Below are 23,145 nucleotides of genomic sequence, written 5' to 3' on the forward strand. Positions count from 1 at the left end.
TGTTGTTAATGCAACTGCATTTAACTCGCTTTAACCAATAATAATAGCAACGGAAGCATCTATTTATGAACCAAGCAGCTAGCGCAGAGACTGATTACAACTACACAGTTGTACGCCAGTTCACTGTAATGACCATTGTTTGGGGTATAGTAGGAATGAGTGTTGGGGTGTTAATTGCTGCGCAATTAATCTGGCCAGCGCTTAACTTCGATACTCCTTGGCTAACATATAGCCGATTACGCCCCCTTCATACTAACGCCGTGATTTTTGCATTTGGCACAAGTGCATTAATGGCCTGTTCTTTTTATGTAGTACAGCGTACCTGTCAAACCCGATTATTTGGTGGCCCCTTAGCCTCCTTTGTATTCTGGGGTTGGAATTTGATTATCGTCTCAGCAGCGATAACATTGCCTATGGGTTTCACTACTTCTAAAGAGTACGCAGAACTAGAATGGCCAATTGGGATTGCAATCGCAATTGTATGGGTGGCTTATGGAATAGTTTTCTTTGGCACCTTAGTCAAAAGAAAAACGTCGCATATTTATGTTGCTAACTGGTTCTTTGGTGCATTCATTATCACCGTTGCTGTATTACACATCGTGAACAATGCAGCCATTCCACTAACGATGACTAAGTCTTACTCAATCTATGCTGGTGCAGTTGATGCGATGGTACAGTGGTGGTACGGCCATAACGCCGTAGGCTTTTTACTTACTGCTGGCTTCTTGGGTATGATGTACTACTTCGTACCAAAGCAAGCGGGTCGCCCGGTATACAGTTACCGTTTGTCGATTGTGCATTTTTGGGCATTAGTCTCTATTTATATTTGGGCTGGTCCTCACCACCTTCATTACACTGCCCTGCCTGACTGGGCTCAGTCTTTAGGCATGGTGATGTCGCTCATTTTGTTCGCTCCTTCTTGGGGTGGCATGATTAACGGAATTATGACGTTGTCTGGTGCATGGCATAAATTGCGCTACGACCCCATTTTGCGTTTCTTAATTGTTTCATTGTCGTTCTACGGTATGTCTACCTTTGAAGGCCCAATGATGGCGATTAAAACAGTAAATGCTCTGTCTCACTACACCGACTGGACTGTTGGCCATGTGCACTCTGGCGCGTTAGGTTGGGTTGCAATGGTGTCTATTGGCAGTATCTACCACTTGATCCCTGTGTTGTTTGGCCAAGGCCGTATGTACAGCACTAAGCTTATTAACACTCACTTCTGGCTTGCAACAATTGGTGTTGTTTTATACATCGTTGCCATGTGGATTTCAGGTGTTATGCAAGGTTTGATGTGGCGCGCGGTGAACGAAGACGGCACACTGACTTATTCGTTTGTTGAGTCTTTACAAGCTTCTTACCCATTCTACTTCGTTCGCTTTATCGGTGGCGTATTCTTCCTAACTGGCATGTTTGTTATGGCGTACAACGCTTATAAAACAATCGCTGCCGAGAAAGGTTCTTTAAAAGCCATTGAGCAGGTATAGGAGGCATAACATGAAACATGAATTAATCGAAAAAAATGTTGGCTTACTCGCCATCTTCATCGTTATAGCAATTAGCTTTGGTGGTTTGGTTCAAATCACCCCGCTAATCTTCCAACCTGAAACCACTGAACCGGTAGACGGTTTAGTGCCTTACACTGCATTACAGATGGAAGGCCGCGATATCTATATTCGTGAAGGTTGTAGTAACTGTCATAGCCAAATGATTCGACCATTCCGTGCTGAGACTGAGCGTTATGGCCATTACTCTGTTGCGGGTGAAAGTGTTTGGGAACATCCATTCTTATGGGGGTCTAAGCGTACCGGACCTGACTTGGCCCGCGTTGGCCAACGTTATTCAGATGAGTGGCACCGTGTTCACCTGATAAACCCTCGAGATGTTGTACCTGAATCTAACATGCCTGGCTTCCCTTGGTTAAGTGAGAATCTCGTTGATGGTTCACTTACTGGCAAAAAGTTAGCGTTATTCAAAAACCACTTCGGCGTACCTTACACCGATGCTGACGTTGAAGGTGCTGCTGCAGCTGTTGAAGGTAAAACTGAAATGGATGCACTTATTGCTTATCTACAAGTGTTAGGTACAGCACTGAAATAAGGAGTTAGTTATGGACTTTGGTACATTCAGTGGCCTATACACTGCATTCTTGATGGCAATATTTATCGGCATTTTTGCTTGGGCCTACAGTAAGAACCGCAAAAAGGATTTCGATGAGGCTGCTAACTTGGTATTTGCCGACGAGCCTAAAGCTAGCCCTACAAAGGACTTTGAAGGAGCACAGAAAAAATGACTACATTTTGGAGCGTGTGGATCACTGTTATAACGCTAGGAAGCATTGCTGGTTGCTTTTGGTTATTACGAGTATGCACAAAAAACAACACCGGCGTTAAAGAAGGTGAATCGATGGGCCACAGCTTTGATGGAATCGAGGAATTAAATAATCCTCTTCCTAAGTGGTGGTCTTATATGTTCGTGATGACAATTGTGTTCTCGCTAATCTACTTGGCCGCTTACCCAGGTTTAGGTAACTGGAAAGGCTTCCTTGGCTGGAAAAGTGCTGAGCAAGACATCAAAACTATCGCCGAAGGTGAAGCGCGCCTTGCCGCTAAAGACCCTGCCCTCGCAAGTCAATATGACCGCGAACGTGCAGCGGCTGACGCTAGATTTGGTGAGGTGTTTAACCAAGTTGCTTATAACGAAGCGGGCGAGTATCGCACTGTAGAAGAGCTATCTGAAGACCCCGCTGCCATCAAGATTGGCCAGCGTCTTTACTTGCAGAACTGTTCACAGTGCCATGGCTCATCAGCGCGCGGCGGTAAAGGTTTCCCTAACCTGACCGACAACGATTGGTTGTACGGCGGCACCGGTGAAGCCATTAAGGCAAGTTTAATGCACGGACGTCAAGGTCAAATGCCGGCTTGGGAAGCAGTGTTAGGCGACGATGGTATTAAAGAAGTTACCCAATACGTACTGAGTTTATCTGGCCGAAAAGTAAATGATGTTGATGCAGCCATTGGTAAAACTAAGTTTGCCGTATGTGCAGCTTGTCATGGCGCAGATGGCAAAGGCAATCAAGCTGTTGGCGCACCTGACCTAACTAATGGTATTTGGTTGTACGGCGGTTCACGACGTGCAATTGAAGACACGCTACGTTATGGTCGCAATGGTGTAATGCCTGCTTGGAAAGATATTTTAGGTGAAGATAAGATCCAATTAATTTCAGCCTATGTATATCAGCTTTCTAAGACAAAATAGTCTTAAAAATATATGAAAAGCGACGCCTATGCGTCGCTTTTTTTTGTTATATTGAAGCCTCTTTTTCTATCGGAATTAAGTTGTTATGGAACAAGCTTGGTATAAACAATTTTGGCCTTGGTTTTTGATCGCTTTACCTATGGCCGCCGTAGTAGCGAGCCTATTCACTTTCTATATCGCGGCTACAACTAACAACGACATGGTGGTTGAGTCTTATTACAAAAAGGGTAAGGCCATCAATGCTGATTTATCCCTCGTTGAAACCGCTAAAAGCTTAGGTATAACCGCTTCTTTAGCCCAATCTGAACAGGGTTTAGTGCTATCCATGGCGCTACCCAAGGGAGCGGAAAACCAACCTTTAAAAATAGAATTAGCGCATAAGACACTCGCCAAAAATGACCGAAGTTATGTAGTGACCGCCGATGCAAAGGGACTGTATCGTTTTGGTGATGACCTAAACGAAAATGGTCGCTGGTTTATTCGTATTAGTCCAATGGATGGAAGCTGGCGTTTACAAGAAGATTTACAACTACCGTTATACAACGTTGAAGAGATAGATGGTAAGTAACCGTACAGTTTGTTTTCATTGTAATGAACAGATCCCCAGTGGCTTTGTTTTAGACGTTACTATTTTGGGGCAAGCTCAGGCCATGTGTTGTCAAGGCTGTGCTGCCGTGGCAAAAACCATTATCGATAGTGGCTTAGATGATTATTATAAGCACAGAACCGCAGCCGCACCCAGCGCCCAAGACTTGGTGCCAGACGAACTACTCAAAATGCTTGAGTACGATGATGACAACGTACAATTAGAGTTTGTTGCCCAATCAGAAGGCAACAAAGAAGTGCTTCTTTCAATAGAAGGCATTAGTTGCGCGGCTTGTGCTTGGCTCATTGAAAAACAATTAAGTCATATAGGCGGAGTAAACAAGATTCACGTGAACTCTACCACCCAACGCGCCACACTCAACTGGAACGATCAGCAAACTAAACTTAGCCAGTTGTTAAGCGAAGTGCAAAAGCTAGGTTATAAAGCCACCCCTTTTCAAACAGACAAACAAGAAGAGCTAGATAGAAAGCTATACCGAAGCCATCTTCTTAAGCTGGGAGTTGCTGGCCTAGCGACAATGCAAGTGATGATGTTTGCTATTGCCCTATATGGCGATCTGTTTGATGAAATGGAAGTCATCTATCGCGATTACTTTCGTTGGGTTAGTTTGATTATGGCTACCCCTGTTTTACTGTTTTCTGCCCAGCCATTCTATTTTGGTGCCTACCGTAGCTTAAAAGCTAAAACCTTAAATATGGATGTGCCGGTATCTATCGCCCTGCTAGGTGCCTATTCGGCTTCGTTATATGCCACAGTAAAAGGAACCGGTGAAGTCTACTTCGAATCGGTTTCCATGTTCACCTTTCTACTGTTACTTGGCCGTTTATTGGAGTTAAGAGCGAGGCGCAAAGCCAGTGAAACCAGCTCTAATATGCTGAAGCTGGTACCTAAATTAGCGCAACGCCTTGAAGAAGACGGCCGCCAAACAAAAATCGCAGCGAGTCAGCTAAAAGAAGGCGACGTGATTGTTATTTTGCCAGGAGAAACTGCGCCAGCCGACGGCCAAGTATGTTTTGGTGAAAGCGACTTTGATGAGTCTTCTCTCACCGGAGAATCTCTGCCGGTAAAAAAACTATTCGCCGACACCGTATTTGCTGGCACCATCAATCATGAACAAACCATTCATTTGTCTGTACAGGCTGTGTCACAGAATACCTTTATAGCCAATATTCTCCGCCTCCAAGAACAAGCGCAAAGTGAAAAACCCAAAATAGCGACTATTGCCGACCACATTGCCCGTTACTTTGTGTTTGGTTTATTGCTAATAGCAGCGCTCACTTATGGCTTTTGGCACTACTATTCTCCAGAAGACGCTTTTTGGATCACCCTGGCGGTATTGGTTGCTACCTGCCCTTGCGCCTTGTCGTTAGCGACACCCGCAGCCCTCACTGCAGCCACCCATAATTTGTCAAAAAATGGCTTATTGGTTAAACGTGGGCACGTCTTAGAAAGCTTAGCCAAATTATCAGCCGTTATTTCGGACAAAACGGGTACGCTTACTGAAGGTAAGCTACAGATAAATAGCGTAACCACCATGGGCAATGATAGCGAACAACAAATATTGAACTTTGCTGCTGCATTAGAGCGTCAAAGCTCACATCCTATCGCCCAAGCATTTGCCAAATTCCGACTTAATAATGCCAGTGAAATTAAACACCATACTGGTTTAGGGTTAGAAGGCCGTATCAATGGCAACCATTTTTTATTAGGAAAGGCTTCTTTCTGCCAACAAGCCGCCGTTGAACAACCCGGTATGCTTGAATTGGTCATGCTGAAAAATGAGCAGTTGGTGGCACGTATATATCTATCTGACACGCTTAAATCCGATGCCAAACAATTCGCTGATGGACTAGCACAACGCAACATAAGCCTGTCGATGCTTACTGGAGACGATTCAGCTCAAGTGCCCTTCATTGCCGAACAATTAAATATTACTGAAGTAATCAGCGGCGCACTGCCGCAAGATAAACTCGCCGCGTTAAAACGTAAAGTACAAGGCACCCCCCATATCGTGATGTTGGGTGACGGTGTAAACGACGGACCTGTTTTAGCGGCAGCCCCCTTATCGATAGCCATGGGCTTAGGCACCGATATAGCCAAATCTAGCGCCGATGCAGTATTGCTCGGCAGTAAACTTTCCACCTTGTTAGCAGCGATAGATTTAGCCAAGCTTACCCGTAAAATTATCGCCCAAAACTTGGCGTGGGCATTAGGGTATAATGCCCTTATTCTACCTTTAGCCGTTGCCGGCATCGTTACCCCATATATGGCTGCAATCGGTATGTCTTTGTCTTCACTTGCGGTATTAACCAACTCACTAAGGTTAAACAAACAATGAGTATTATTTTTGTGTTGATCCCGATAGCCCTCGTTTTTGTCAGTATCGGCATTGGTATCTTTTTTTGGGCCGTAAAAAGTGAACAGTTCGAAGATTTAGATCGCCAAGGCGTGAATATCTTATTTGACGACAAGGACAATCTTAAAAAAGAAAAACAGACCGGCGATGATCAACCCTGATTTAATTACCGCCTTTATTACAGGCTTACTAGGTGCTACCCACTGCATTGCTATGTGTGGCGGCATAGCCTGTATATTAGGCAGCCGAGTAGAAAATAATAGCTCAAAGCTGTTAGTTAGCATTGGCTTTAACTTAGGGCGCATTGTTAGCTATGCACTGGCTGGTGCATTTGTCGCAGGCTCCTTTCAAGCCATTAGCCAACTACACGGCTCTTTTAAACCGCTAAGCATACTGCAATGGATTGCAGCACTAATGTTAATTTTGTTAGGTATTCATCTAACGCGTTGGTTTGCCGTTTTGTCTCCAGTAGAACACTTAGGTAAAGGTATTTGGAGTAAGGTACAACCACACGCCAGTAAAGTGCTTTCAATAAAACACCCATTAGCGAGTATTCCTTTAGGCATGCTTTGGGGATGGCTTCCTTGTGGTTTGGTCTACTCCAACCTTACTCTCGCTGCCAGCCAAGCAAATTGGCTTAGTGGCGGCGCCGTCATGTTCAGTTTTGGGCTAGGTACATTTAGCATAATGTTATTGACTGTTTTGTTCGGACACAAACTTACCCAGCTATTAAGCAATCGACCGCTACAGATTATTTCGGGACTCAGCGTAATTAGTTTAGGCATCTATCAAGTTGTTACAATGTTGTAGCAAAAACTCTAGAAAATTTCTGACATAAAGAGTAGAATTGCCTCGAACTCCTATAGCATAGTTTGAGTATGAGCATTAACCTAAAAGCTAGTCAAAGAATCCAAACCGGTGGCTGTGAAATCCACTGTCAAGATTGTAGTATCGCACAACTGTGTATTCCGTTTTCGTTAAACGAAACTGAGTTAGATAAGCTTGATAGCATTATTGAGCGCAAGAAACCTATCCAGAAAGGTGAAGAAATATTTGCTGCCGGTGACAAGCTAAAAAGCTTGTACGCGATTCGTTCTGGTACCATAAAATCATACACCATTACTGAGCAAGGCGATGAACAAATTACTGGCTTTCACTTGGCTGGCGATTTAGTGGGTTTTGATGCAATTAACAATCAAATACACCCAAGTTTCGCTCAAGCGCTTGAAACTTCAATGGTTTGCGAAATTCCTTTCGACACCATGGACGAGTTATCGGCCACTATGCCTAAGTTGCGCAGACAAATGATGCGCTTGATGAGTAACGAAATTGTCGCTGACCAAGAAATGATTTTGTTATTAAGTAAGAAAAATGCCGAAGAACGTTTAGCCGCCTTCATTTATGGCTTATCACAACGTTTTTCCGAGCGAGGTTTCTCACCTCGTGAGTTTAGGTTAACCATGACACGTGGTGACATTGGTAATTATCTCGGTTTAACCGTAGAAACTATCTCACGTTTATTAGGTCGCTTTCAAAAAGCCGACATGATTGCGGTTAAAGGTAAGTACATTTCTATTACTGATCGCGAAAGCCTTCGTGTTCTAGCTGGCGCCAAAGCTAGCTAAGTATCTAATTACACTGACCTGATTTGTATCAATCGAAGATATAAAACTAGGTCAGTGTTAACTGTGTCGAGTTTATTCCCTCAAAATTGAGCTAAAGTTAAGTGGCTATTCCAGACAAATTCTAGGAGCTGCTTTATGATTAAGTATCGCAATATTTTAGTGGTGATAGACCCCCTTCACGACACCCAGGCGGCTTTGTCTCGCGCTGTTTTTTTGGCTCAGAAAGAAGACAACGCGAAAATCAAAGCGCTACTTACTATTTATGACTTTTCTTATGAAATGACATCGATGTTGTCAGGTGAAGAACGAGAAGCTATGCGCTCAGGCGTTATAGAAGAGCGCAGTGTATGGCTACGAGATGTTATTACTGATGTTGACCATCACGGCATAGAAATCGAGTGTAAGGTGATTTGGAACAATCGCCTGTATGAAAGTGTCATAGAAGAGGTACTTGATTTTGGTCATGACCTTGTTGTTAAGGCCACTCACCCTCACCCTACTTTACAATCTATCATTTTTACCCCTAATGACTGGCATATTCTACGCAAGTGTCCCACTCCCGTATTAATGGTTAAAGAGCACGATTGGCCAACTGAGGGGAAAATAGTAGCGGCTATTCACGCTGGCGCTGAAGACGAAGAGCATCATAAGTTAAATGTAAGAATCGCTGAAGAAGCTAAGGACCTTTGCCAGCTATTAGGTGCAACGCCCCACGTGGTAACTGCGTACCCTGCTGCGCCTGTTAACATTGCTATAGAGTTACCCGACTTTGACCCGCTTAAGTACAATAAAAACGTGATGGAATTTCATAAACAAGCCTTAGACAAGTTTGTATCAGAACACTTTGAATCACCGGTCACTAGCCATCTAGAAGAAGGCTTACCCGATGACGTTATTCCAGAAATCGCCAATGATATTGATGCTGAAATTGTAATATTAGGCACCTCTGGTCGAAGTGGCTTTAGTGCTGCTTTAATCGGCAACACCGCTGAGCACGTGATTGACCAACTCGATTGCGACCTCTTAGCTTTAAAACCACAAAACTTTGTGAGTCCATTTCAAAAGTAGCCAAGCACAGTTAAGCTTTAATTAGTTGCTTCGAGTTAGCGGGGATATATAATAGCCCCGCTTTTTTATTGGGAACTCGATATGTCTGTCACTGCTAAACAACAATACAACCACAACAAACTGCAAAAAAGAATACGCCGTCATGTAGGTCAAGCCATTGCAGATTACAACATGATTGAGGACGGCGACCGAATCATGGTGTGTTTGTCAGGTGGCAAAGACAGTTATGCCATGCTAGATATTTTGCTAAACCTTAAAGCGCACGCCCCAATAAAGTTTGATTTAATAGCGGTTAACTTAGATCAAAAACAACCCGGATTCCCGGAAAACATTTTGCCAGAGTACCTAGCTGGTTTAGGCATTGAATATAAAATTGTCGAAGAAGACACCTATTCGATCGTAAAAGATAAGATCCCTGAGGGTAAAACCACCTGTTCTTTGTGCTCGCGCTTACGTCGCGGTATTTTATACCGTACGGCAACCGAATTAGGCGCTACCAAAATCGCCCTTGGACACCACCGCGACGATATTTTGGAAACCTTATTTCTAAACATGTTCCATGGCGGAAAGCTTAAAACGATGCCTGCTAAGTTAGTCAGTGACGATGGCAAACATGTCGTTATTCGTCCTATGGCATATTGCAAAGAAAGCGATATGGAAAAATACGCCGAGCTGAAGCAGTTTCCAATTATTCCATGTAACTTATGTGGCTCGCAGGAAAACCTGCAACGCCAAGCCATTAAGAAAATGTTGAATGATTGGGAAAAACGCTTCCCTGGTCGAGTTGAGTCTATGTTTAGTGCGGTACAAAATGTAGTACCGTCACATCTACTTGACCATCAGTTATTCGACTTTAAGTCTATAGATCGCGACAGCGGTATTATTAATGGTGGTGATATTGGCTTTGATGCACCTGAACTTGAAGAACAACCGACACAACAAACGTCGGCAGGCATTGTGCAAATAGTTGAGCTTTAGCGTTAAGAGGCCGAAACACTTATAGTGGTCGGCCAAAGCGAACTATTTACTCGCATCATTTGTTGCAGCTCTTCCACATACGCTTGGCCTCTTTCTGAATAGCTAGTGAGGTGACTGGCTAGTTTTATAGCATCTAATTGACCTGTTTTTCTGGCCAATTGGCGGCTAATTTGAAAGTCTCGGTAAGCGGGGTGACTATTTAGATTTTGCATATAAGCGTTTACCGACTGATAAACATTATCAAACTTACGAACTTCATGATGAGCGCCATCTATTCTGCTCAAAGGGACTAAGCCACAGCCTTTTTGGTAACACCATTGACCAAACAAATTGTTTCCTTCTCGAGCAAAACGAGATGTTCCCCAGGCCGACTCATTCGCCGCTTGCGCTAACACAAGCGCCGGGGGAATAACATCAATCCGCGCTTCGAGTTGCTTAAGCTTTTCAGTGTCATCTAATTTAGCTTCAACTCTGTATTGAGCAGCTAAGCCATTAAGTTGCTCAATCTGTTTATCGGAGAGCTTGCCTTTGGTCGATTGAGTTTTGATGGCGAACAATTGGGATCGTTGATCGAGTATTTGTTGATTACTGGCTTCTATGAGTGGCAAGATAAAATCGGTAAACAGCTGCTTTTTTTGTTTTACGTCAGCGACTTCATTCAGTGCCGGTAAAGGTATTGCCGTTAACGCTTCATCGGGTTGTGACGGCGCTTGTTCACAAGCCAAAAGAAGGCTGGCTAACCAGCCCGATATTAATAGTTTTTTCAAGTAGTCGCTCTTATTGCTGAAGTCAGTTCGTGTATGAAATTAGGCACGATTTCACTTGCTGGGCCATAGTATCGTTCGGCAAACTCGCTTTGCATCTCTGATGGCTCTAAATTTAGCTCAATAGTACGCGCATCATGACTGGCCGCTTCGTGAACAAATCCGCCAGCTGGGAAAACATGACCAGACGTGCCAATAGCGATAAATATATCACAGTGGTTTAGTTGATGGTAAATCTTATCAAGCCCTATCGGCATCTCTCCAAACCAAACAACATGAGGCCTTAAACGTGCAGGGAACTGGCAACAGGTACATAAAATGTCGCCGCCAAGCTCGCCTTTCCATTCGGTTGTTTGGTTTGACACCGGGCAGCGCGCCTTAAGTAACTCGCCATGCATGTGTAATACGTTCTTACTGCCGGCTCGTTCATGCAGATTATCAATGTTTTGAGTAATCAACAGCAATTCGATATCGTCATGTTGCTCTAGTTCAGCTAAGGCGTAATGCGCAGCGTTTGGCGCAACATGACTACTTTGTAGCTGTTCGCGGCGTAAATTATAAAACTGATCAACAAAATCAGGGGCGCGTTGATAAGCCTCTGGCGTGGCTACGTCTTCTACGCGGTGTTTTTCCCATAAGCCATCCGAATCGCGAAAAGTTTTGATTCCAGATTCAGCAGAAACACCTGCCCCTGTTAAAACCACCACATTTTTTTTTGTATTCATCATCTATTGACCTACGTGTCGAATAAGCAACTGCAAATATATTATATCGCCGAGCAATGCCCCATCAGACTTAAGTTGTAATGTGACCTCGATACACATAAGAATACTAACCATTAACATAGTAGCAAGTGTTTTTCTCGAAGCATTTATAAATATTTAGTTACTTCTACCATGATTATCATTAAATCCATTCTATTTGCGATACATCTCGCTTTTACAATATTTAATTTAACTATATCAGTAGATTAAGGGAAGCTATGCTAATCTTGATCTAACGCAATAAAAAATGGAATTTTTGGCAGCACAAAATGGTTGCTACTATATTCAATTATATTGAATAATTTTGCGAAGCTGGTGAGTTATTCGGCATTCCTATATGTTTACGGTGTTACAATAATGTTGACACCAAATATTCGAATGTTTATGTTGTATCTGGCTCTGGTTATAACTCGTGTAAACACAACGGTTAAACAAACCACAACATATGACAAACTGTACAGGGAAGAAAACATGTTAAAAAACACGCATATTAAAGCTGCAGTAGCTGCTGTAGCCCTTGCATTTGCTGCCAGCGCTAACGCGGCTGATGGCACTTTAGAAGACGTAAAAAGTAAAGGTTTCTTACAATGTGGTGTTAGTACTGGCCTACCAGGTTTCTCAAACCCAGATGCCGACGGTAATTGGCAAGGCCTAGATGTAGACGTATGTCGCGCAGTAGCCGCAGCGGTACTTGGCGATGCGTCAAAAGTTAAATACACGCCACTAACTGCTAAAGAACGTTTTACCGCACTTCAGTCTGGCGAAATCGACATTCTTTCTCGTAACACTACTTGGACGCTAACTCGTGATAGCTCACTCGGTTTAAACTTCGCCGGTGTTAACTACTACGACGGTCAAGGCTTCATGGTGAGTAAAGAGCTAGGCGTGTCTACAGCTAAAGAACTAGATGGCGCAGCTGTTTGTATTCAATCTGGTACAACTACCGAGTTAAACTTAGCGGATTACTTCCGTGAGCACGGCATGAAGTACACGCCTGTAGTATTTGATACTTCAGACCAAACAGTAAAAGGCTTCGAAGCGGGTCGTTGTGACGTACTCACTTCAGACCAATCACAACTGTACGCGCTACGCATTAAATTAGCTAAGCCAGACAGCGCGATGGTATTACCAGAAATCATCTCTAAAGAACCTTTAGGTCCAGTGGTTCGTCAAGGTGATGACCAATGGTTAAACGTTGTTAAATGGGCTCTATTTGCCATGATCAACGCTGAAGAATATGGTCTAACGTCTGCGAACGCTGACGACATGCTTAAATCAACTAACCCTAATATTCGCCGTATCCTTGGTCTAGAAGGACCAAAAGGTAAAGGTTTGGGTCTAGATGACAAATGGGGCTACAACATCGTTAAGCAAGTAGGTAGCTACGGTGAGTCATTTGAGAAAAACGTGGGTACTTCTTCTCCGTTAGGTATCGCACGTGGTGTGAATGCTTTATGGAAAGACGGTGGTTTCCAATACGCTCCACCAATTCGTTAATACCATTATCAACATATAGAGCAGGCTAGCCCTGCTCTCTTTTCGTTTAACTCCCACACTAGGTTGATTTATATGGCTGCTCATCCTTCTTCAAAGGATAACTCAGCAAACAATCTACGTAAGATCTGGTTTGATCCCAACGTAAGAGCGCTAGTTTTCCAAATTCTCGTTGTTATTGGTGTAATAGGTTTCTTTTACTACATCATCAGTAACGCTCTTTTCAATCTTGAGCAACGTGGCATTACCACCGGGTTCGGTTTTTTAAACCAAACTGCAGGCTTTGGTATCATTCAAACTTTGGTTGAATATGATGAAAGTCACACCTTTGGCGACACCTTTATAGTTGGTTTGCTAAATACGCTTCTTATTTCTGCTCTTGGTATCTTTTTCGCCACCATTTTGGGTTTCATAATGGGGGTTGCCCGTTTATCTTCAAACTGGTTAATATCAAAAGTTGCAACTGTTTATATTGAAACGCTACGTAATATTCCTTTATTACTACAGATTTTCTTTTGGTACTTCGCGGTATTACGCGCCTTACCAAGCCCTAAGCAAAGCTTAAATATAGGCGAAGCTGTATTTTTAAACGTTCGCGGTTTGTATATGCCGAGTCCCGTTTTTGAAGCCGGCTCAACGCCGTTTGTCGTTAGTATACTATTGACAATAGTGGGTTGTATCGTGATGGCTGTTTGGGCGAATAAACGCCAAATGCGCACCGGCCAGCCGTTCCCAACTTTCTTCGCATCATTGGGTTTAATTATTGTTGTTCCTGCTATCGTGTTTTTCGCTAGCGGATCACCGATTGGTTTAGATTACCCAGCACTGAAAGGCTTTAACTTCCGCGGTGGCATGGTAGTTATCCCCGAACTCGCGGCTTTGTTAGTGGCGTTAAGTTTCTATACGGCGGCGTTTATTGCTGAGATTGTACGCTCGGGTATTCTGGCTGTAAGCAAAGGCCAAAGCGAAGCAGCAGAATCACTAGGTCTAAGCAAAACCCAAGCGCTAAAGTTGGTGGTTATCCCACAAGCGATGAGGGTGATTATTCCACCGCTCACCAGTCAGTACCTAAATTTAGCGAAAAACTCTTCATTAGCGACTGCGATTGGTTACCCAGATTTGGTATCCGTATTTATGGGGACAACCCTAAACCAAACCGGGCAAGCGATTGAAGTTATTGCGTTGACCATGGCGGTTTACCTCACCATTAGTCTTACTACATCGATACTAATGAACTTATACAACAAGAAAATGGCTTTAGTGGAGCGTTAATATGTCAGTACATGAATTTAAACCTGACCAAACGCCGCCAGATCTCAGTGTAGGTCTTGTAGGTTGGTTCAAAAAAAACCTGTTCTCTAATTGGCAAAACACCCTATTTACTTTTTTGATTTTGTACATCATTGTTCCGCCGCTGATTGCATCCGTTCAATGGCTATTCTTGAACGCCGATTGGATTGGTACCAGCAGAGATGCATGTACCAGTGATGGCGCGTGTTGGGTGTTTGTTGCAGACCGATTCTCGCAACTTATCTATGGTTTTTACCCTTCTGCCGAACGCTGGCGGGTAAATGTTGTATTCGTAACGTTCTTACTGCTTATTGCAGGCCTAATTTACGAGCGCACTCCTCATAAACCAAAGTTGGCTATCTTCACTTTGCTTATCTACCCAATTATTGTGTTTTTCTTACTATTAGGTGATTCATTCGGTCTTCCTAAAGTTGAAACACATCAATGGGGTGGCTTAATGCTTACCTTAGTATTGGCCATTGTAGGCATTGTTGCTGCACTACCAATTGGTATCTTACTCGCCCTTGGTCGCCGCTCTCACATGCCTATTGTGCGTAGCTTCTGTACCATTTACATTGAGTTTTGGCGAGCAGTACCATTAATCACCGTGTTATTTATGGCTTCGGTAATGCTACCGCTGTTTGTTGGATCAGAAATCGACTTCAACAAGTTAGCAAGGGCAATGATTGGCATTATTATGTTCCAGTCAGCCTATATGGCAGAAGTGATACGGGGCGGCTTGCAAGCCATTCCTAAAGGCCAATATGAAGCAGGCGAAGCATTAAGTCTTAGTTATTGGCAATCTATGGGCTTAATCATTCTTCCTCAGGCATTAAAAATCACCATTCCTTCGATTGTGAATACCTTTATTGCCCTGTTTAAAGATACCAGTTTGGTTTTGGTCATTGGCCTATTCGATTTGTTAGCCATTGGACAATCGGCACTCGCCGACCCCGCATGGCTCGGCTTTTCAACAGAAATGTACGTATTTATCGCTTTTGTATTTTGGGTGTTCTGTTTCGGTATGTCTCGGTATTCGATCTACCTTGAGAAGAAACTACACACAGGACATTAATAAGGAATTTTAATATGACAGCTCAAAACAGCCCTGAAGTAGTGATTCAACTAAAAGGGATGAATAAATGGTACGGTGAGTTTCACGTACTAAAAGATTTAGATCTCACTGTAACCAAAGGTGAAAAGATTGTTATTTGTGGCCCTTCAGGGTCCGGAAAATCAACAATGATTCGCTGTATTAACCGCTTAGAAGAACACCAAAAAGGTGACATCATCGTAAACGGTACCGAGTTACTCAGTGATCTTAAAAGCATTGAAACGGTAAGAAGTGATGTAGGTATGTGTTTCCAGCACTTTAACCTGTTTCCTCACCTAACGGTTTTACAAAACTGCTGTTTAGCCCCTATTTGGGTTAAAAAACTCCCTCAAGCGGAAGCAGAAGCCACCGCGATGAAGTACTTAGAGCGGGTAAAGATCCCAGAACAAGCAGACAAGTATCCAGGGCAATTATCGGGCGGCCAACAGCAGCGTGTGGCGATAGCACGCAGCTTATGTATGAACCCTTCAATTATGTTGTTTGACGAGCCAACCTCAGCACTAGACCCAGAAATGGTAAGAGAAGTGCTAGATGTTATGGTTGAATTAGCCGACGAAGGTATGACCATGCTTTGTGTTACTCATGAAATGGGTTTTGCAAAACAAGTCGCGGACCGTGTGATCTTTATGGATAGAGGCGAAATCATCGAAGAAAATGTACCTGTCGAGTTTTTCGAAAACCCTCAATCTGATCGTACAAAGCTGTTCTTAAGCCAAATTTTGAACCACTAACATTAAACAGCAGATATAAAAAAGGAAGCCAATTGGCTTCCTTTTTTTATTACATTAATACTATTTTGGTTCGGCGTTCTCTACCCTACTCTTGAGCTTTTGCCCAGGACGGAAGGTGACTACTCGACGCGCAGAGATGGGGATGTCTTCACCCGTTTTTGGATTACGACCAGGGCGTTGATTTTTCTCCCTTAGGTCAAAATTCCCAAAACCTGAAATTTTGACTTGTTCCCCACTTTCCAAAGCAACCCGAATTTCTTCAAAAAAAGCTTCTACCACTTCTTTAGACTCACGTTTACTGAAGCCTAAATTTTCAAACAAATTTTCTGCCAGGTCAGCTTTAGTTAATGCCATAACTAGTCCCTCAAGGATGCGTCAAACTCTGAACGTAACACCTCTACAATGTTATCAACTGTAGCGGCAATCTCTTTTTCTTCAAGGGTTCGGCTTTGTTCTTGCAGCGTTAAGCTAATCGCAATGCTTTGCATATCGTCTGCAATGCCTTTCCCTTTGTATACATCGAATAAGTTTACGCCAACTAATTGATTTCCGCCAACTTTCTTAATGCAATTTATTAAATCAGCTGCATTTACCTGCTGAGACACTAATAATGCTAGGTCTCGGCGGTTAGCAGGAAACTTAGAAACGGGTTTAGCATCCGGTAATGTGCGTTGGGTAATGGCGTTTAATTTTAACTCGAACACAAACACTTTACCGCTCAAGCCAAAGGCTTTTAGGTGTTGAGGATGCAAGGCTCCCACAAAACCAATTGATTGACCGTTTAGTAAGATTTCTGCAGCTTGACCGGGGTGCAAAGCTGGGTTGCTTGCAGCAACAAAACTAAACTGTTGGTCATGCGCAGTAAGTTGTAACAACGCCTCTACATCACCCTTCACATCAAAGAAGTCTACTTCACGTTCAGCAGAGTTCCAGGCTTCTTGATTAGCATTACCGCTAATCACACCGGCTAACATAGCCGTTTGCTCCACACCATTTTCTGCACTTGCATCCGGTACAAAACGTAAACCAGATTCAAATACCCGTACACGTGGCTGCTGGCGTTTTTGGTTATATGAAACCGTATCGAGTAAACCGGTCCATAAACTTAAACGCATGGCTGACATCTCGATAGAAATAGGATGTGGCAATACCATCGCTTCTGCGTTGGGGTGTAACAGCTGTTGGCGTTTAGGGTCTACAAAGCTATAAGTAATCGCTTCTTGGTAGCCTTTAGCGCAAAGTAACTGTCGGAACTTAGTAGCTGGCAACTCAACTTCTTTGTGTTGGCTCATCACTAATGATGCGGTTGGCGAAACATTAGGAATGTTGTTGTAACCATAGATACGAGCAACTTCTTCGATTAAGTCTTCTTCGATGGCCATATCAAAACGATAACTTGGCGCAACCGCCTGCCAACCGTCATCCGTTTCGCTCACTTGCATACCTAAACGCGTTAAGATATCGGTAACTTGTTCTTGAGTGAACGAGTAGCCAACGACCTTTTCTAAACGAGCATGACGAAGCTTGATGCTTGATGCTGCAGGTAGTTTGCTTTGGTCGCCAGCTTCAACAACCGAGCCGACTTCACCACCACAAATCTCTACTAACAATTGAGTAGCGCGTTCAATGGCTTGGCTTTGCAATTGATAATCTACGCCACGCTCATAGCGGTGTGAAGAGTCGGTATGCAAACCGTATTGACGAGCACGGCCGGTAATCGCCAATTTGCTGAAAAAGGCACACTCTAAAAAGATGTCTTGGCTATCTTGGTTAACACCGGTGTGTTGGCCACCAAAAATACCCGCCATAGCAATCGGACCGCTTTGGTCACAAATAGCTAAGGTGTTAGCTTTAAGCTCAACTTCGTTACCATCAAGGAGTACTAACTTTTCGCCGTCTTTGGCTAAACGCACGTCAATAGAGCCAGTTAACTTGGCTAAATCAAAAGCATGCATCGGTTGACCTTGTTCGATAAGAACGTAGTTAGTCACATCGACCACAGGATCAATAGAGCGAATACCACTGCGGCGTAAGCGTTCTTGCATCCACAATGGTGTAGCGGCATTAACGTTTACCCCTTTAATAACCCGCCCTAAATAACGAGGACATTGTTCGGTGGCTTCAACATTTACGCTAAAGGTATCCTCAATGGTAACCGCGGCGTTTTGCCATTGCGGCTCAGCTACGTCCATTTGATTTAATACGCCCACTTCACGCGCTAAGCCGCGAAGGCTTAAACAATCGGCACGGTTAGGCGTTAGATCTACTTCAATGCTCACGTCATCTAACTGCAGATAATCTCGTAAGTCAGTACCAATCGGCGCATCGCTAGGAAGCTCCATGATACCGTCAGACTCATCGCTAATACCTAACTCGCTGTAGGCACATAACATACCGTGGGACGGTTGGCCGCGAAGTTTGGCTTTCTTAATTTTAAAGTCACCAGGCAACACCGCACCGACAGTGGCTACGGCTACTTTTAAACCTTGTTTACAGTTAGGGGCACCACAAACAATGTCTAACAGCTCATCGCCACCTACGTTGATTTTGGTGACGCGAAGTTTATCTGCATCTGGGTGCTGGGCGCATTCTACAACCTCGCCAATGACTACGCCATTGAAGCTATCAGCTACCGCGTCTACACCATCAACCTCTAGGCCAGCCATGGTAATTTGCTCAGCTAACTCGTCGCGTGAAATGCTTGGGTTAACCCACTCTCTTAGCCAGGATTCACTAAATTTCATGTTAATTAACCCTTAATTAAATTGTTTTAGGAAACGTAAATCGTTTTCGAAGAATGAACGTAAATCGTTTACGCCGTAACGCAACATAGTTAAACGCTCTACACCCATACCAAAAGCGAAACCGGTGTATTCTTCAGGGTCAATATTTACCGCGCGCAGTACATTGGGGTGAACCATGCCACAACCCAATACTTCCAACCAACCGTTCTTACCAAGTACATCAACTTCTGCTGACGTCTCGGTAAAGGGGAAATATGAAGGGCGGAAACGTACCTGCAGGTCATCTTCAAAGAAGTTTTGCAGAAAGTCATACAACACGCCTTTCAGTTCGGTAAAGTTAACGTTTTTATCAACCATTAAGCCCTCGACCTGGTGAAACATCGGGGTATGGGTTTGGTCGTAGTCATTACGATAAACACGGCCTGGAGAGATAATTCTAATCGGTGGCTTCTCGTTTTCCATGGTACGAATTTGTACCCCAGATGTTTGAGTGCGTAACACCAAGTTAGGATTAAAATAAAAGGTATCGTGGTCGGCGCGAGCGGGATGATGCTCAGGAATATTTAGCGCATCAAAGTTATGGAAACCATCTTCAATTTCTGGCCCAGACTTCACTTGGAAACCTAATTCACCAAAAAATGTTTGAATTCGTTCAATAGTTCGAGTTACTGGGTGTAAGCCCCCTAACTCGTCGCCACGACCAGGTAAAGTTACATCAACAGTTTCTGCCGCTAACTTAGCGTTTAATTCTTGTTGTACTAGTAATTCACGTTTTTCATTTAACGCGTCTTGGATAACTTGTTTGGCTTGGTTAATGAGTTGCCCAGCTTGAGGACGTTCTTCTGGCGATAATTTGCCAAGTCCTTGTAGCTGTTTAGTCATTAATCCTTTTTTACCTAAGTATTCCACGCGAACGGCATCAAGTTCGTTGATTGCTGAAGCCGCATTAATGTGAGTCTTAGCCTGATTGATTAGCGCATCAAGATCTAGCATGATTTCCTCATATTCCGCCAAGGGAAAGGCTGATTTTTTTGTTTTAAATAAGACCGGAAATAGTACTTTAATGAACTGCTTATAGCTAGACTTGTTCCCGGAAAAAGGCAACTTGTAATGGTATTTTTTGCAATAAAAAAGGGAGCCGAAGCTCCCTTTTACAAACTTTGATAAAACTTATAAAGCAGCTTTTGCTTTTTCTACCAATACTGTAAATGCTGCTTTATCAAAAACAGCAATATCAGCTAGGATCTTACGATCGATTTCGATAGATGCTTTTTTAAGTCCGTCAATGAAACGGCTGTAAGACAAACCATTTTGACGTGAAGCAGCATTAATACGTGCAATCCATAATTGACGGAATTGACGTTTACGCTGACGACGGTCACGGTAAGCGTATTGACCCGCTTTGATTACCGCTTGAAAGGCTACGCGATAAACACGTGAACGTGCTCCGTAATAACCTTTGGCTTGTTTTAAGACTTTCTTATGACGTGCACGTGCTTGTACACCGCGTTTAACTCTGGCCATTCTTAATTTCCTCTAAACTTATGCGTACGGTAACATGCGAGCAATTGATGCAATATCAGATGCAGCAATCATTCCCTTCGGACGAAGGTGACGTTTTACCTTAGTACGGCGCTTAGTCAGGATGTGACGAAGACCAGCTTGTTTGTATTTAAAACCACCAGAAGCAGTTTTTCTAAAGCGCTTCGCAGCACCTTTGTTTGATTTCATTTTTGGCATTTACATGCACTCCGCATTGCGAGATTAACAACATATAACTAAAGGCGAACAAAAACAGCTTACTGGTTAAAGTAAGCTGCTCGTTACTTGGATGCCTCAGTTACTTCTTTTTAGGGCCTAACACCATCACAGCTTGGCGACCTTCCATTTTTGGAAAAGCTTCCACAACTGCTATTTCTGCTAAATCGCCTTTAATGCGGTTTAGTAGATCAAAGCCTAAGCTTTGGTGTGCCATTTCACGACCACGGAACCGCAGCGTTACTTTAGCTTTGTTACCCTCTTCTAGAAAACGAACCAGGTTGCGTAGTTTTACCTGATAGTCGCCTTCGTCAGTTCCAGGTCGGAATTTAATTTCCTTAACCTGAATCTGTTTTTGCTTCTTCTTCTGTTCTTTTACAGATTTACTCTTTTCGTAAATGAACTTACCGTAGTCCATGACCCGACAAACAGGTGGTTCAGCATTGGGACTAATTTCAACTAAATCAACGCCAGATTCGCCAGCTATGTTTAGCGCTTCATTCAAACTAACAATGCCAATGGCTTCGCCATCTAAGCCTGTAAGGCGTACTTCTTGCGCTTGAATTTCTTCATTTATCTTATGTGCTCTTGCAGCTTGTTGCTGACCACGTCTTCCGGTTTTTATAATTTATACCTCAATACAATTATTGTCACGATTGGCAATCTCTTGCTTAACTTGCTCGACAAAGTCGTCTACGGCAAATTTTCCAAGATCGTCACCCTTACGAGTTCTAACCGCAACCTCATTACTGTCGACTTCTTTATCGCCGACGACGAGTAAGTAAGGAATACGCTTTAGAGTATGTTCGCGGATTTTAAAGCCTATCTTCTCATTTCTCAAGTCCGCAATGGCTCTAATACCCTGTTTATTTAATTTTTTTACAACTTTATGGGCAAAATCAGCTTGTTTGTCAGTAATATTCATTACCACGACTTGTCTTGGTGCTAACCAAGTTGGGAAAAAGCCTGAGTACTCTTCGGTTAAAATACCGATGAAGCGCTCTAAAGAACCCAAAATTGCGCGGTGAATCATTACTGGCACATGGCGTTCGTTGTCTTCACCAACAAATGAAGCGGCTAAACGACCCGGCATAGAGAAATCTAGCTGTACTGTACCACATTGCCATGCGCGATCGAGACAATCGTGTAAAGTAAACTCAATTTTCGGTCCATAAAAGGCACCTTCACCTGGCAAGTAGGAGAATTCAATACCTTTAGAGCTTAACGCGTCTGCCAATGCTTTCTCAGATTTATCCCAAGTTTCATCGTCACCTACTCGCTGTTCGGGGCGAGTTGACAATTTCACTTCTATTTCTTCAAAGCCAAAAGTTTTGTAGGTTTCATACACCATATCGATACATGAGGCGACTTCGTCTTGAATCTGGTTATCGGTACAGAAAATGTGTGCATCATCTTGAGTGAAGCCACGTACCCGCATTAAGCCGTGTAAAGAGCCCGATGGCTCGTTACGGTGACAAGAACCAAACTCGGCCATACGTAACGGTAAGTCACGGTAAGACTTCAAACCTTGGTTAAAGATCTGAATGTGGCCCGGACAGTTCATCGGTTTAACCGCATATTCGCGATTTTCAGATTGAGTGGTAAACATCGCGTCTGAGTATTTATCCCAGTGTCCTGATTTTTCCCACAGACTACGGTCCATGATTTGTGGCGCTTTAACTTCTTGGTATTCGTACTTAGTTAACTGCTCACGCACGTAGCTTTCTAACTGACGGAAGATTGTCCAACCAGAATCATGCCAGAACACCATACCTGGTGCTTCTTCTTGCATGTGGTAAAGGTCTAATTGCTTACCAATTTTGCGGTGGTCGCGCTTAGCGGCTTCTTCAAGGCGTTTTAAATAAGCAGCTAGTTGCTTTTTATCTGCCCAAGCGGTGCCATATACCCGTTGTAACATTTTGTTTTTGTTGTCGCCGCGCCAGTAGGCACCCGCCACTTTCATCAGTTTAAAGTGATGACAAAACTTCATGTTAGGTACGTGTGGGCCACGACACATGTCGATGTATTCTTCGTGGTGATACAAACCAGGCGTTGCACTTGGGTCAATGCCTTCTATGATTTCTAGTTTGTAAGGTTCTTGGCGCTCTTCAAATACCGCTTTAGCTTCTGCTAGAGGAACGGTTTTCTTAATCACGTCGTAATTGGTTTTAGCCAATGCCTTCATCTTCTTCTCAAGATTATCGATGTCTTCTTGAGTTAATGAATGGTCTAAATCGATATCGTAATAAAAGCCGTTATCAATGGTAGGTCCGATAGCCATTTTTGTGTCAGGCCACATTTGCTTAATTGCATGGCCTAATAAGTGTGCACAAGAGTGACGAATGATTTCTAAACCATCTTCGTCTTTCGCGGTAATAATGGCGACTTGTGCGTCCTCAGAAATGATTTCGCATGCATCAACACGTTGGCCGTTTACACGACCAGCAATACAAGCTTTTGCTAAGCCTGGGCCGATATCTGCGGCGATATCCATTGTTGATACAGGGTTTTCGAATTGACGTTGGCTACCGTCAGGAAGAGTAATAACTGGCATATTTATCCTTACACATACAGTGGTGATGCCTACTAAA

General features: G+C 43.4%; 24 protein-coding genes. 15 read left to right on the plus strand and 9 right to left on the minus strand.

Translation table 11 applies throughout. The features are described from left to right. The first annotated feature begins 65 nt into the window (after positions 1 to 65). The 11 genes from ccoN (at position 66) to ttcA (ending at position 9,895) form a co-directional block, all read left to right on the plus strand. A complete protein-coding gene (gene ccoN, locus ACVFI8_RS00105; RefSeq protein WP_248715455.1) occupies positions 66 to 1,490 on the plus strand; it encodes a cytochrome-c oxidase, cbb3-type subunit I in 1,425 nt (474 codons plus the stop codon). A gap of 10 nt (positions 1,491 to 1,500) precedes the next feature. Then, positions 1,501 to 2,103 carry a cytochrome-c oxidase, cbb3-type subunit II gene (gene ccoO / locus ACVFI8_RS00110; protein WP_248715454.1) on the plus strand — a complete coding sequence of 201 codons (603 nt, stop codon included), beginning with the start codon at positions 1,501 to 1,503 and terminating at the stop codon, positions 2,101 to 2,103. 10 nt (positions 2,104 to 2,113) lie between these two features. Further along, positions 2,114 to 2,296: a cbb3-type cytochrome oxidase subunit 3 gene (locus ACVFI8_RS00115; RefSeq protein WP_248715453.1), complete on the plus strand. Its 183-nt coding sequence runs from the start codon at positions 2,114 to 2,116 to the stop codon at positions 2,294 to 2,296. After that, complete coding sequence (gene ccoP / locus ACVFI8_RS00120) at positions 2,293 to 3,261, plus strand: cytochrome-c oxidase, cbb3-type subunit III (protein WP_457872680.1); 969 nt, start codon at positions 2,293 to 2,295, stop codon at positions 3,259 to 3,261. Before ACVFI8_RS00115 ends, ccoP begins: the two co-directional genes overlap by 4 nt. Before the next feature lie 85 nt (positions 3,262 to 3,346). Next, positions 3,347 to 3,829, plus strand: coding sequence for a FixH family protein (locus ACVFI8_RS00125; RefSeq protein WP_248715451.1), 483 nt, complete (start codon positions 3,347 to 3,349; stop codon positions 3,827 to 3,829). Beyond that, positions 3,819 to 6,206 (plus strand): heavy metal translocating P-type ATPase, encoded by a 2,388-nt coding sequence (locus tag ACVFI8_RS00130; RefSeq protein WP_457872681.1) that lies wholly within the window; start codon positions 3,819 to 3,821, stop codon positions 6,204 to 6,206. The genes ACVFI8_RS00125 and ACVFI8_RS00130 overlap by 11 nt, the downstream gene beginning before the upstream one ends. Continuing rightward, entirely contained in the window at positions 6,203 to 6,385 is a 183-nt protein-coding gene (gene ccoS, locus ACVFI8_RS00135; RefSeq protein WP_457872682.1) for a cbb3-type cytochrome oxidase assembly protein CcoS, read from the plus strand. The genes ACVFI8_RS00130 and ccoS overlap by 4 nt, the downstream gene beginning before the upstream one ends. After that, the gene (locus ACVFI8_RS00140) at positions 6,372 to 7,034 is read left to right on the plus strand and encodes a sulfite exporter TauE/SafE family protein (protein WP_248715448.1); all 663 of its coding nucleotides are present in this window, start codon (positions 6,372 to 6,374) and stop codon (positions 7,032 to 7,034) included. The genes ccoS and ACVFI8_RS00140 overlap by 14 nt, the downstream gene beginning before the upstream one ends. Before the next feature lie 68 nt (positions 7,035 to 7,102). Continuing rightward, positions 7,103 to 7,849, plus strand: coding sequence for an FNR family transcription factor (locus ACVFI8_RS00145; RefSeq protein ID WP_248715447.1), 747 nt, complete (start codon positions 7,103 to 7,105; stop codon positions 7,847 to 7,849). 135 nt (positions 7,850 to 7,984) lie between these two features. Further along, positions 7,985 to 8,917, plus strand: a complete 933-nt coding sequence (gene uspE, locus ACVFI8_RS00150) for a universal stress protein UspE (RefSeq protein WP_457872683.1) — start codon at positions 7,985 to 7,987, stop codon at positions 8,915 to 8,917. Positions 8,918 to 8,998: 81 nt separating this feature from the next. Then, complete coding sequence (gene ttcA / locus ACVFI8_RS00155; RefSeq protein WP_457872684.1) at positions 8,999 to 9,895, plus strand: tRNA 2-thiocytidine(32) synthetase TtcA; 897 nt, start codon at positions 8,999 to 9,001, stop codon at positions 9,893 to 9,895. Positions 9,896 to 9,897: 2 nt separating this feature from the next. Here the strand turns inward: ttcA and ACVFI8_RS00160 are convergent, their stop codons facing one another. Next, complete coding sequence (locus ACVFI8_RS00160) at positions 9,898 to 10,662, minus strand: glucosaminidase domain-containing protein (RefSeq protein WP_457872685.1); 765 nt, start codon at positions 10,660 to 10,662, stop codon at positions 9,898 to 9,900. Continuing rightward, positions 10,659 to 11,387, minus strand: a complete 729-nt coding sequence (gene cobB / locus ACVFI8_RS00165; protein WP_248715443.1) for a Sir2 family NAD+-dependent deacetylase — start codon at positions 11,385 to 11,387, stop codon at positions 10,659 to 10,661. The genes ACVFI8_RS00160 and cobB overlap by 4 nt, the downstream gene beginning before the upstream one ends. Positions 11,388 to 11,894: 507 nt before the next feature. Here cobB and ACVFI8_RS00170 point away from each other — a divergent pair. The 4 genes from ACVFI8_RS00170 to ACVFI8_RS00185 all read left to right on the plus strand — a co-directional run bounded on the left by ACVFI8_RS00170 (position 11,895) and on the right by ACVFI8_RS00185 (position 16,052). Continuing rightward, positions 11,895 to 12,920, plus strand: coding sequence for an amino acid ABC transporter substrate-binding protein (locus tag ACVFI8_RS00170; protein ID WP_457872686.1), 1,026 nt, complete (start codon positions 11,895 to 11,897; stop codon positions 12,918 to 12,920). A gap of 72 nt (positions 12,921 to 12,992) precedes the next feature. Continuing rightward, positions 12,993 to 14,189: an amino acid ABC transporter permease gene (locus tag ACVFI8_RS00175; protein ID WP_457872687.1), complete on the plus strand. Its 1,197-nt coding sequence runs from the start codon at positions 12,993 to 12,995 to the stop codon at positions 14,187 to 14,189. Position 14,190: 1 nt separating this feature from the next. Further along, positions 14,191 to 15,282, plus strand: coding sequence for an amino acid ABC transporter permease (locus tag ACVFI8_RS00180; RefSeq protein ID WP_248715440.1), 1,092 nt, complete (start codon positions 14,191 to 14,193; stop codon positions 15,280 to 15,282). Between the two features lie 14 nt (positions 15,283 to 15,296). Further along, on the plus strand, positions 15,297 to 16,052 hold the full coding sequence (locus tag ACVFI8_RS00185) for an amino acid ABC transporter ATP-binding protein (protein ID WP_455905858.1): 756 nt from the start codon (positions 15,297 to 15,299) through the stop codon (positions 16,050 to 16,052). Between the two features lie 60 nt (positions 16,053 to 16,112). On the opposite strand, the gene ihfA is transcribed toward ACVFI8_RS00185, so the two are convergent. The 7 genes from ihfA to thrS all read right to left on the minus strand — a co-directional run bounded on the left by ihfA (position 16,113) and on the right by thrS (position 23,108). Further along, positions 16,113 to 16,406 (minus strand): integration host factor subunit alpha, encoded by a 294-nt coding sequence (gene ihfA / locus ACVFI8_RS00190; RefSeq protein WP_016401503.1) that lies wholly within the window; start codon positions 16,404 to 16,406, stop codon positions 16,113 to 16,115. Positions 16,407 to 16,408: 2 nt separating this feature from the next. Continuing rightward, entirely contained in the window at positions 16,409 to 18,796 is a 2,388-nt protein-coding gene (gene pheT / locus ACVFI8_RS00195) for a phenylalanine--tRNA ligase subunit beta (protein ID WP_457872688.1), read from the minus strand. 12 nt (positions 18,797 to 18,808) lie between these two features. After that, on the minus strand, positions 18,809 to 19,789 hold the full coding sequence (gene pheS, locus ACVFI8_RS00200; RefSeq protein ID WP_248715438.1) for a phenylalanine--tRNA ligase subunit alpha: 981 nt from the start codon (positions 19,787 to 19,789) through the stop codon (positions 18,809 to 18,811). Positions 19,790 to 19,966: 177 nt separating this feature from the next. Further along, positions 19,967 to 20,320, minus strand: coding sequence for a 50S ribosomal protein L20 (gene rplT / locus ACVFI8_RS00205; RefSeq protein ID WP_016401506.1), 354 nt, complete (start codon positions 20,318 to 20,320; stop codon positions 19,967 to 19,969). An 18-nt stretch (positions 20,321 to 20,338) separates the two neighbouring features. Then, the gene (gene rpmI, locus ACVFI8_RS00210; protein WP_248715437.1) at positions 20,339 to 20,536 is read right to left on the minus strand and encodes a 50S ribosomal protein L35; all 198 of its coding nucleotides are present in this window, start codon (positions 20,534 to 20,536) and stop codon (positions 20,339 to 20,341) included. Between the two features lie 100 nt (positions 20,537 to 20,636). Next, complete coding sequence (infC, locus tag ACVFI8_RS00215) at positions 20,637 to 21,179, minus strand: translation initiation factor IF-3 (RefSeq protein WP_248715624.1); 543 nt, start codon at positions 21,177 to 21,179, stop codon at positions 20,637 to 20,639. A 3-nt stretch (positions 21,180 to 21,182) separates the two neighbouring features. Then, the gene (thrS, locus tag ACVFI8_RS00220) at positions 21,183 to 23,108 is read right to left on the minus strand and encodes a threonine--tRNA ligase (RefSeq protein WP_457872689.1); all 1,926 of its coding nucleotides are present in this window, start codon (positions 23,106 to 23,108) and stop codon (positions 21,183 to 21,185) included. Positions 23,109 to 23,145: the final 37 nt, after the last annotated feature.

The sequence above is a fragment of the Agarivorans sp. MS3-6 genome (assembly GCF_054112545.1).

Excerpts from the sequence above, each read along its gene's own strand:
- ccoN (WP_248715455.1), top strand. The coding sequence starts at position 66 with ATGAACCAAGCAGCTAGCGCAGAGACTGATTACAACTACACAGTTGTA.
- ccoO (WP_248715454.1), top strand. The coding sequence starts at position 1,501 with ATGAAACATGAATTAATCGAAAAAAATGTTGGCTTACTCGCCATCTTC.
- ACVFI8_RS00115 (WP_248715453.1), top strand. The coding sequence starts at position 2,114 with ATGGACTTTGGTACATTCAGTGGCCTATACACTGCATTCTTGATGGCA.
- ccoP (WP_457872680.1), top strand. The coding sequence starts at position 2,293 with ATGACTACATTTTGGAGCGTGTGGATCACTGTTATAACGCTAGGAAGC.
- ACVFI8_RS00125 (WP_248715451.1), top strand. The coding sequence starts at position 3,347 with ATGGAACAAGCTTGGTATAAACAATTTTGGCCTTGGTTTTTGATCGCT.
- ACVFI8_RS00130 (WP_457872681.1), top strand. The coding sequence starts at position 3,819 with ATGGTAAGTAACCGTACAGTTTGTTTTCATTGTAATGAACAGATCCCC.
- ccoS (WP_457872682.1), top strand. The coding sequence starts at position 6,203 with ATGAGTATTATTTTTGTGTTGATCCCGATAGCCCTCGTTTTTGTCAGT.
- ACVFI8_RS00140 (WP_248715448.1), top strand. The coding sequence starts at position 6,372 with ATGATCAACCCTGATTTAATTACCGCCTTTATTACAGGCTTACTAGGT.
- ACVFI8_RS00145 (WP_248715447.1), top strand. The coding sequence starts at position 7,103 with ATGAGCATTAACCTAAAAGCTAGTCAAAGAATCCAAACCGGTGGCTGT.
- uspE (WP_457872683.1), top strand. The coding sequence starts at position 7,985 with ATGATTAAGTATCGCAATATTTTAGTGGTGATAGACCCCCTTCACGAC.
- ttcA (WP_457872684.1), top strand. The coding sequence starts at position 8,999 with ATGTCTGTCACTGCTAAACAACAATACAACCACAACAAACTGCAAAAA.
- cobB (WP_248715443.1), bottom strand. The coding sequence starts at position 11,387 with ATGATGAATACAAAAAAAAATGTGGTGGTTTTAACAGGGGCAGGTGTT.
- ACVFI8_RS00170 (WP_457872686.1), top strand. The coding sequence starts at position 11,895 with ATGTTAAAAAACACGCATATTAAAGCTGCAGTAGCTGCTGTAGCCCTT.
- ACVFI8_RS00175 (WP_457872687.1), top strand. The coding sequence starts at position 12,993 with ATGGCTGCTCATCCTTCTTCAAAGGATAACTCAGCAAACAATCTACGT.
- ACVFI8_RS00180 (WP_248715440.1), top strand. The coding sequence starts at position 14,191 with ATGTCAGTACATGAATTTAAACCTGACCAAACGCCGCCAGATCTCAGT.
- ACVFI8_RS00185 (WP_455905858.1), top strand. The coding sequence starts at position 15,297 with ATGACAGCTCAAAACAGCCCTGAAGTAGTGATTCAACTAAAAGGGATG.
- ihfA (WP_016401503.1), bottom strand. The coding sequence starts at position 16,406 with ATGGCATTAACTAAAGCTGACCTGGCAGAAAATTTGTTTGAAAATTTA.
- pheT (WP_457872688.1), bottom strand. The coding sequence starts at position 18,796 with ATGAAATTTAGTGAATCCTGGCTAAGAGAGTGGGTTAACCCAAGCATT.
- pheS (WP_248715438.1), bottom strand. The coding sequence starts at position 19,789 with ATGCTAGATCTTGATGCGCTAATCAATCAGGCTAAGACTCACATTAAT.
- rplT (WP_016401506.1), bottom strand. The coding sequence starts at position 20,320 with ATGGCCAGAGTTAAACGCGGTGTACAAGCACGTGCACGTCATAAGAAA.
- rpmI (WP_248715437.1), bottom strand. The coding sequence starts at position 20,536 with ATGCCAAAAATGAAATCAAACAAAGGTGCTGCGAAGCGCTTTAGAAAA.
- thrS (WP_457872689.1), bottom strand. The coding sequence starts at position 23,108 with ATGCCAGTTATTACTCTTCCTGACGGTAGCCAACGTCAATTCGAAAAC.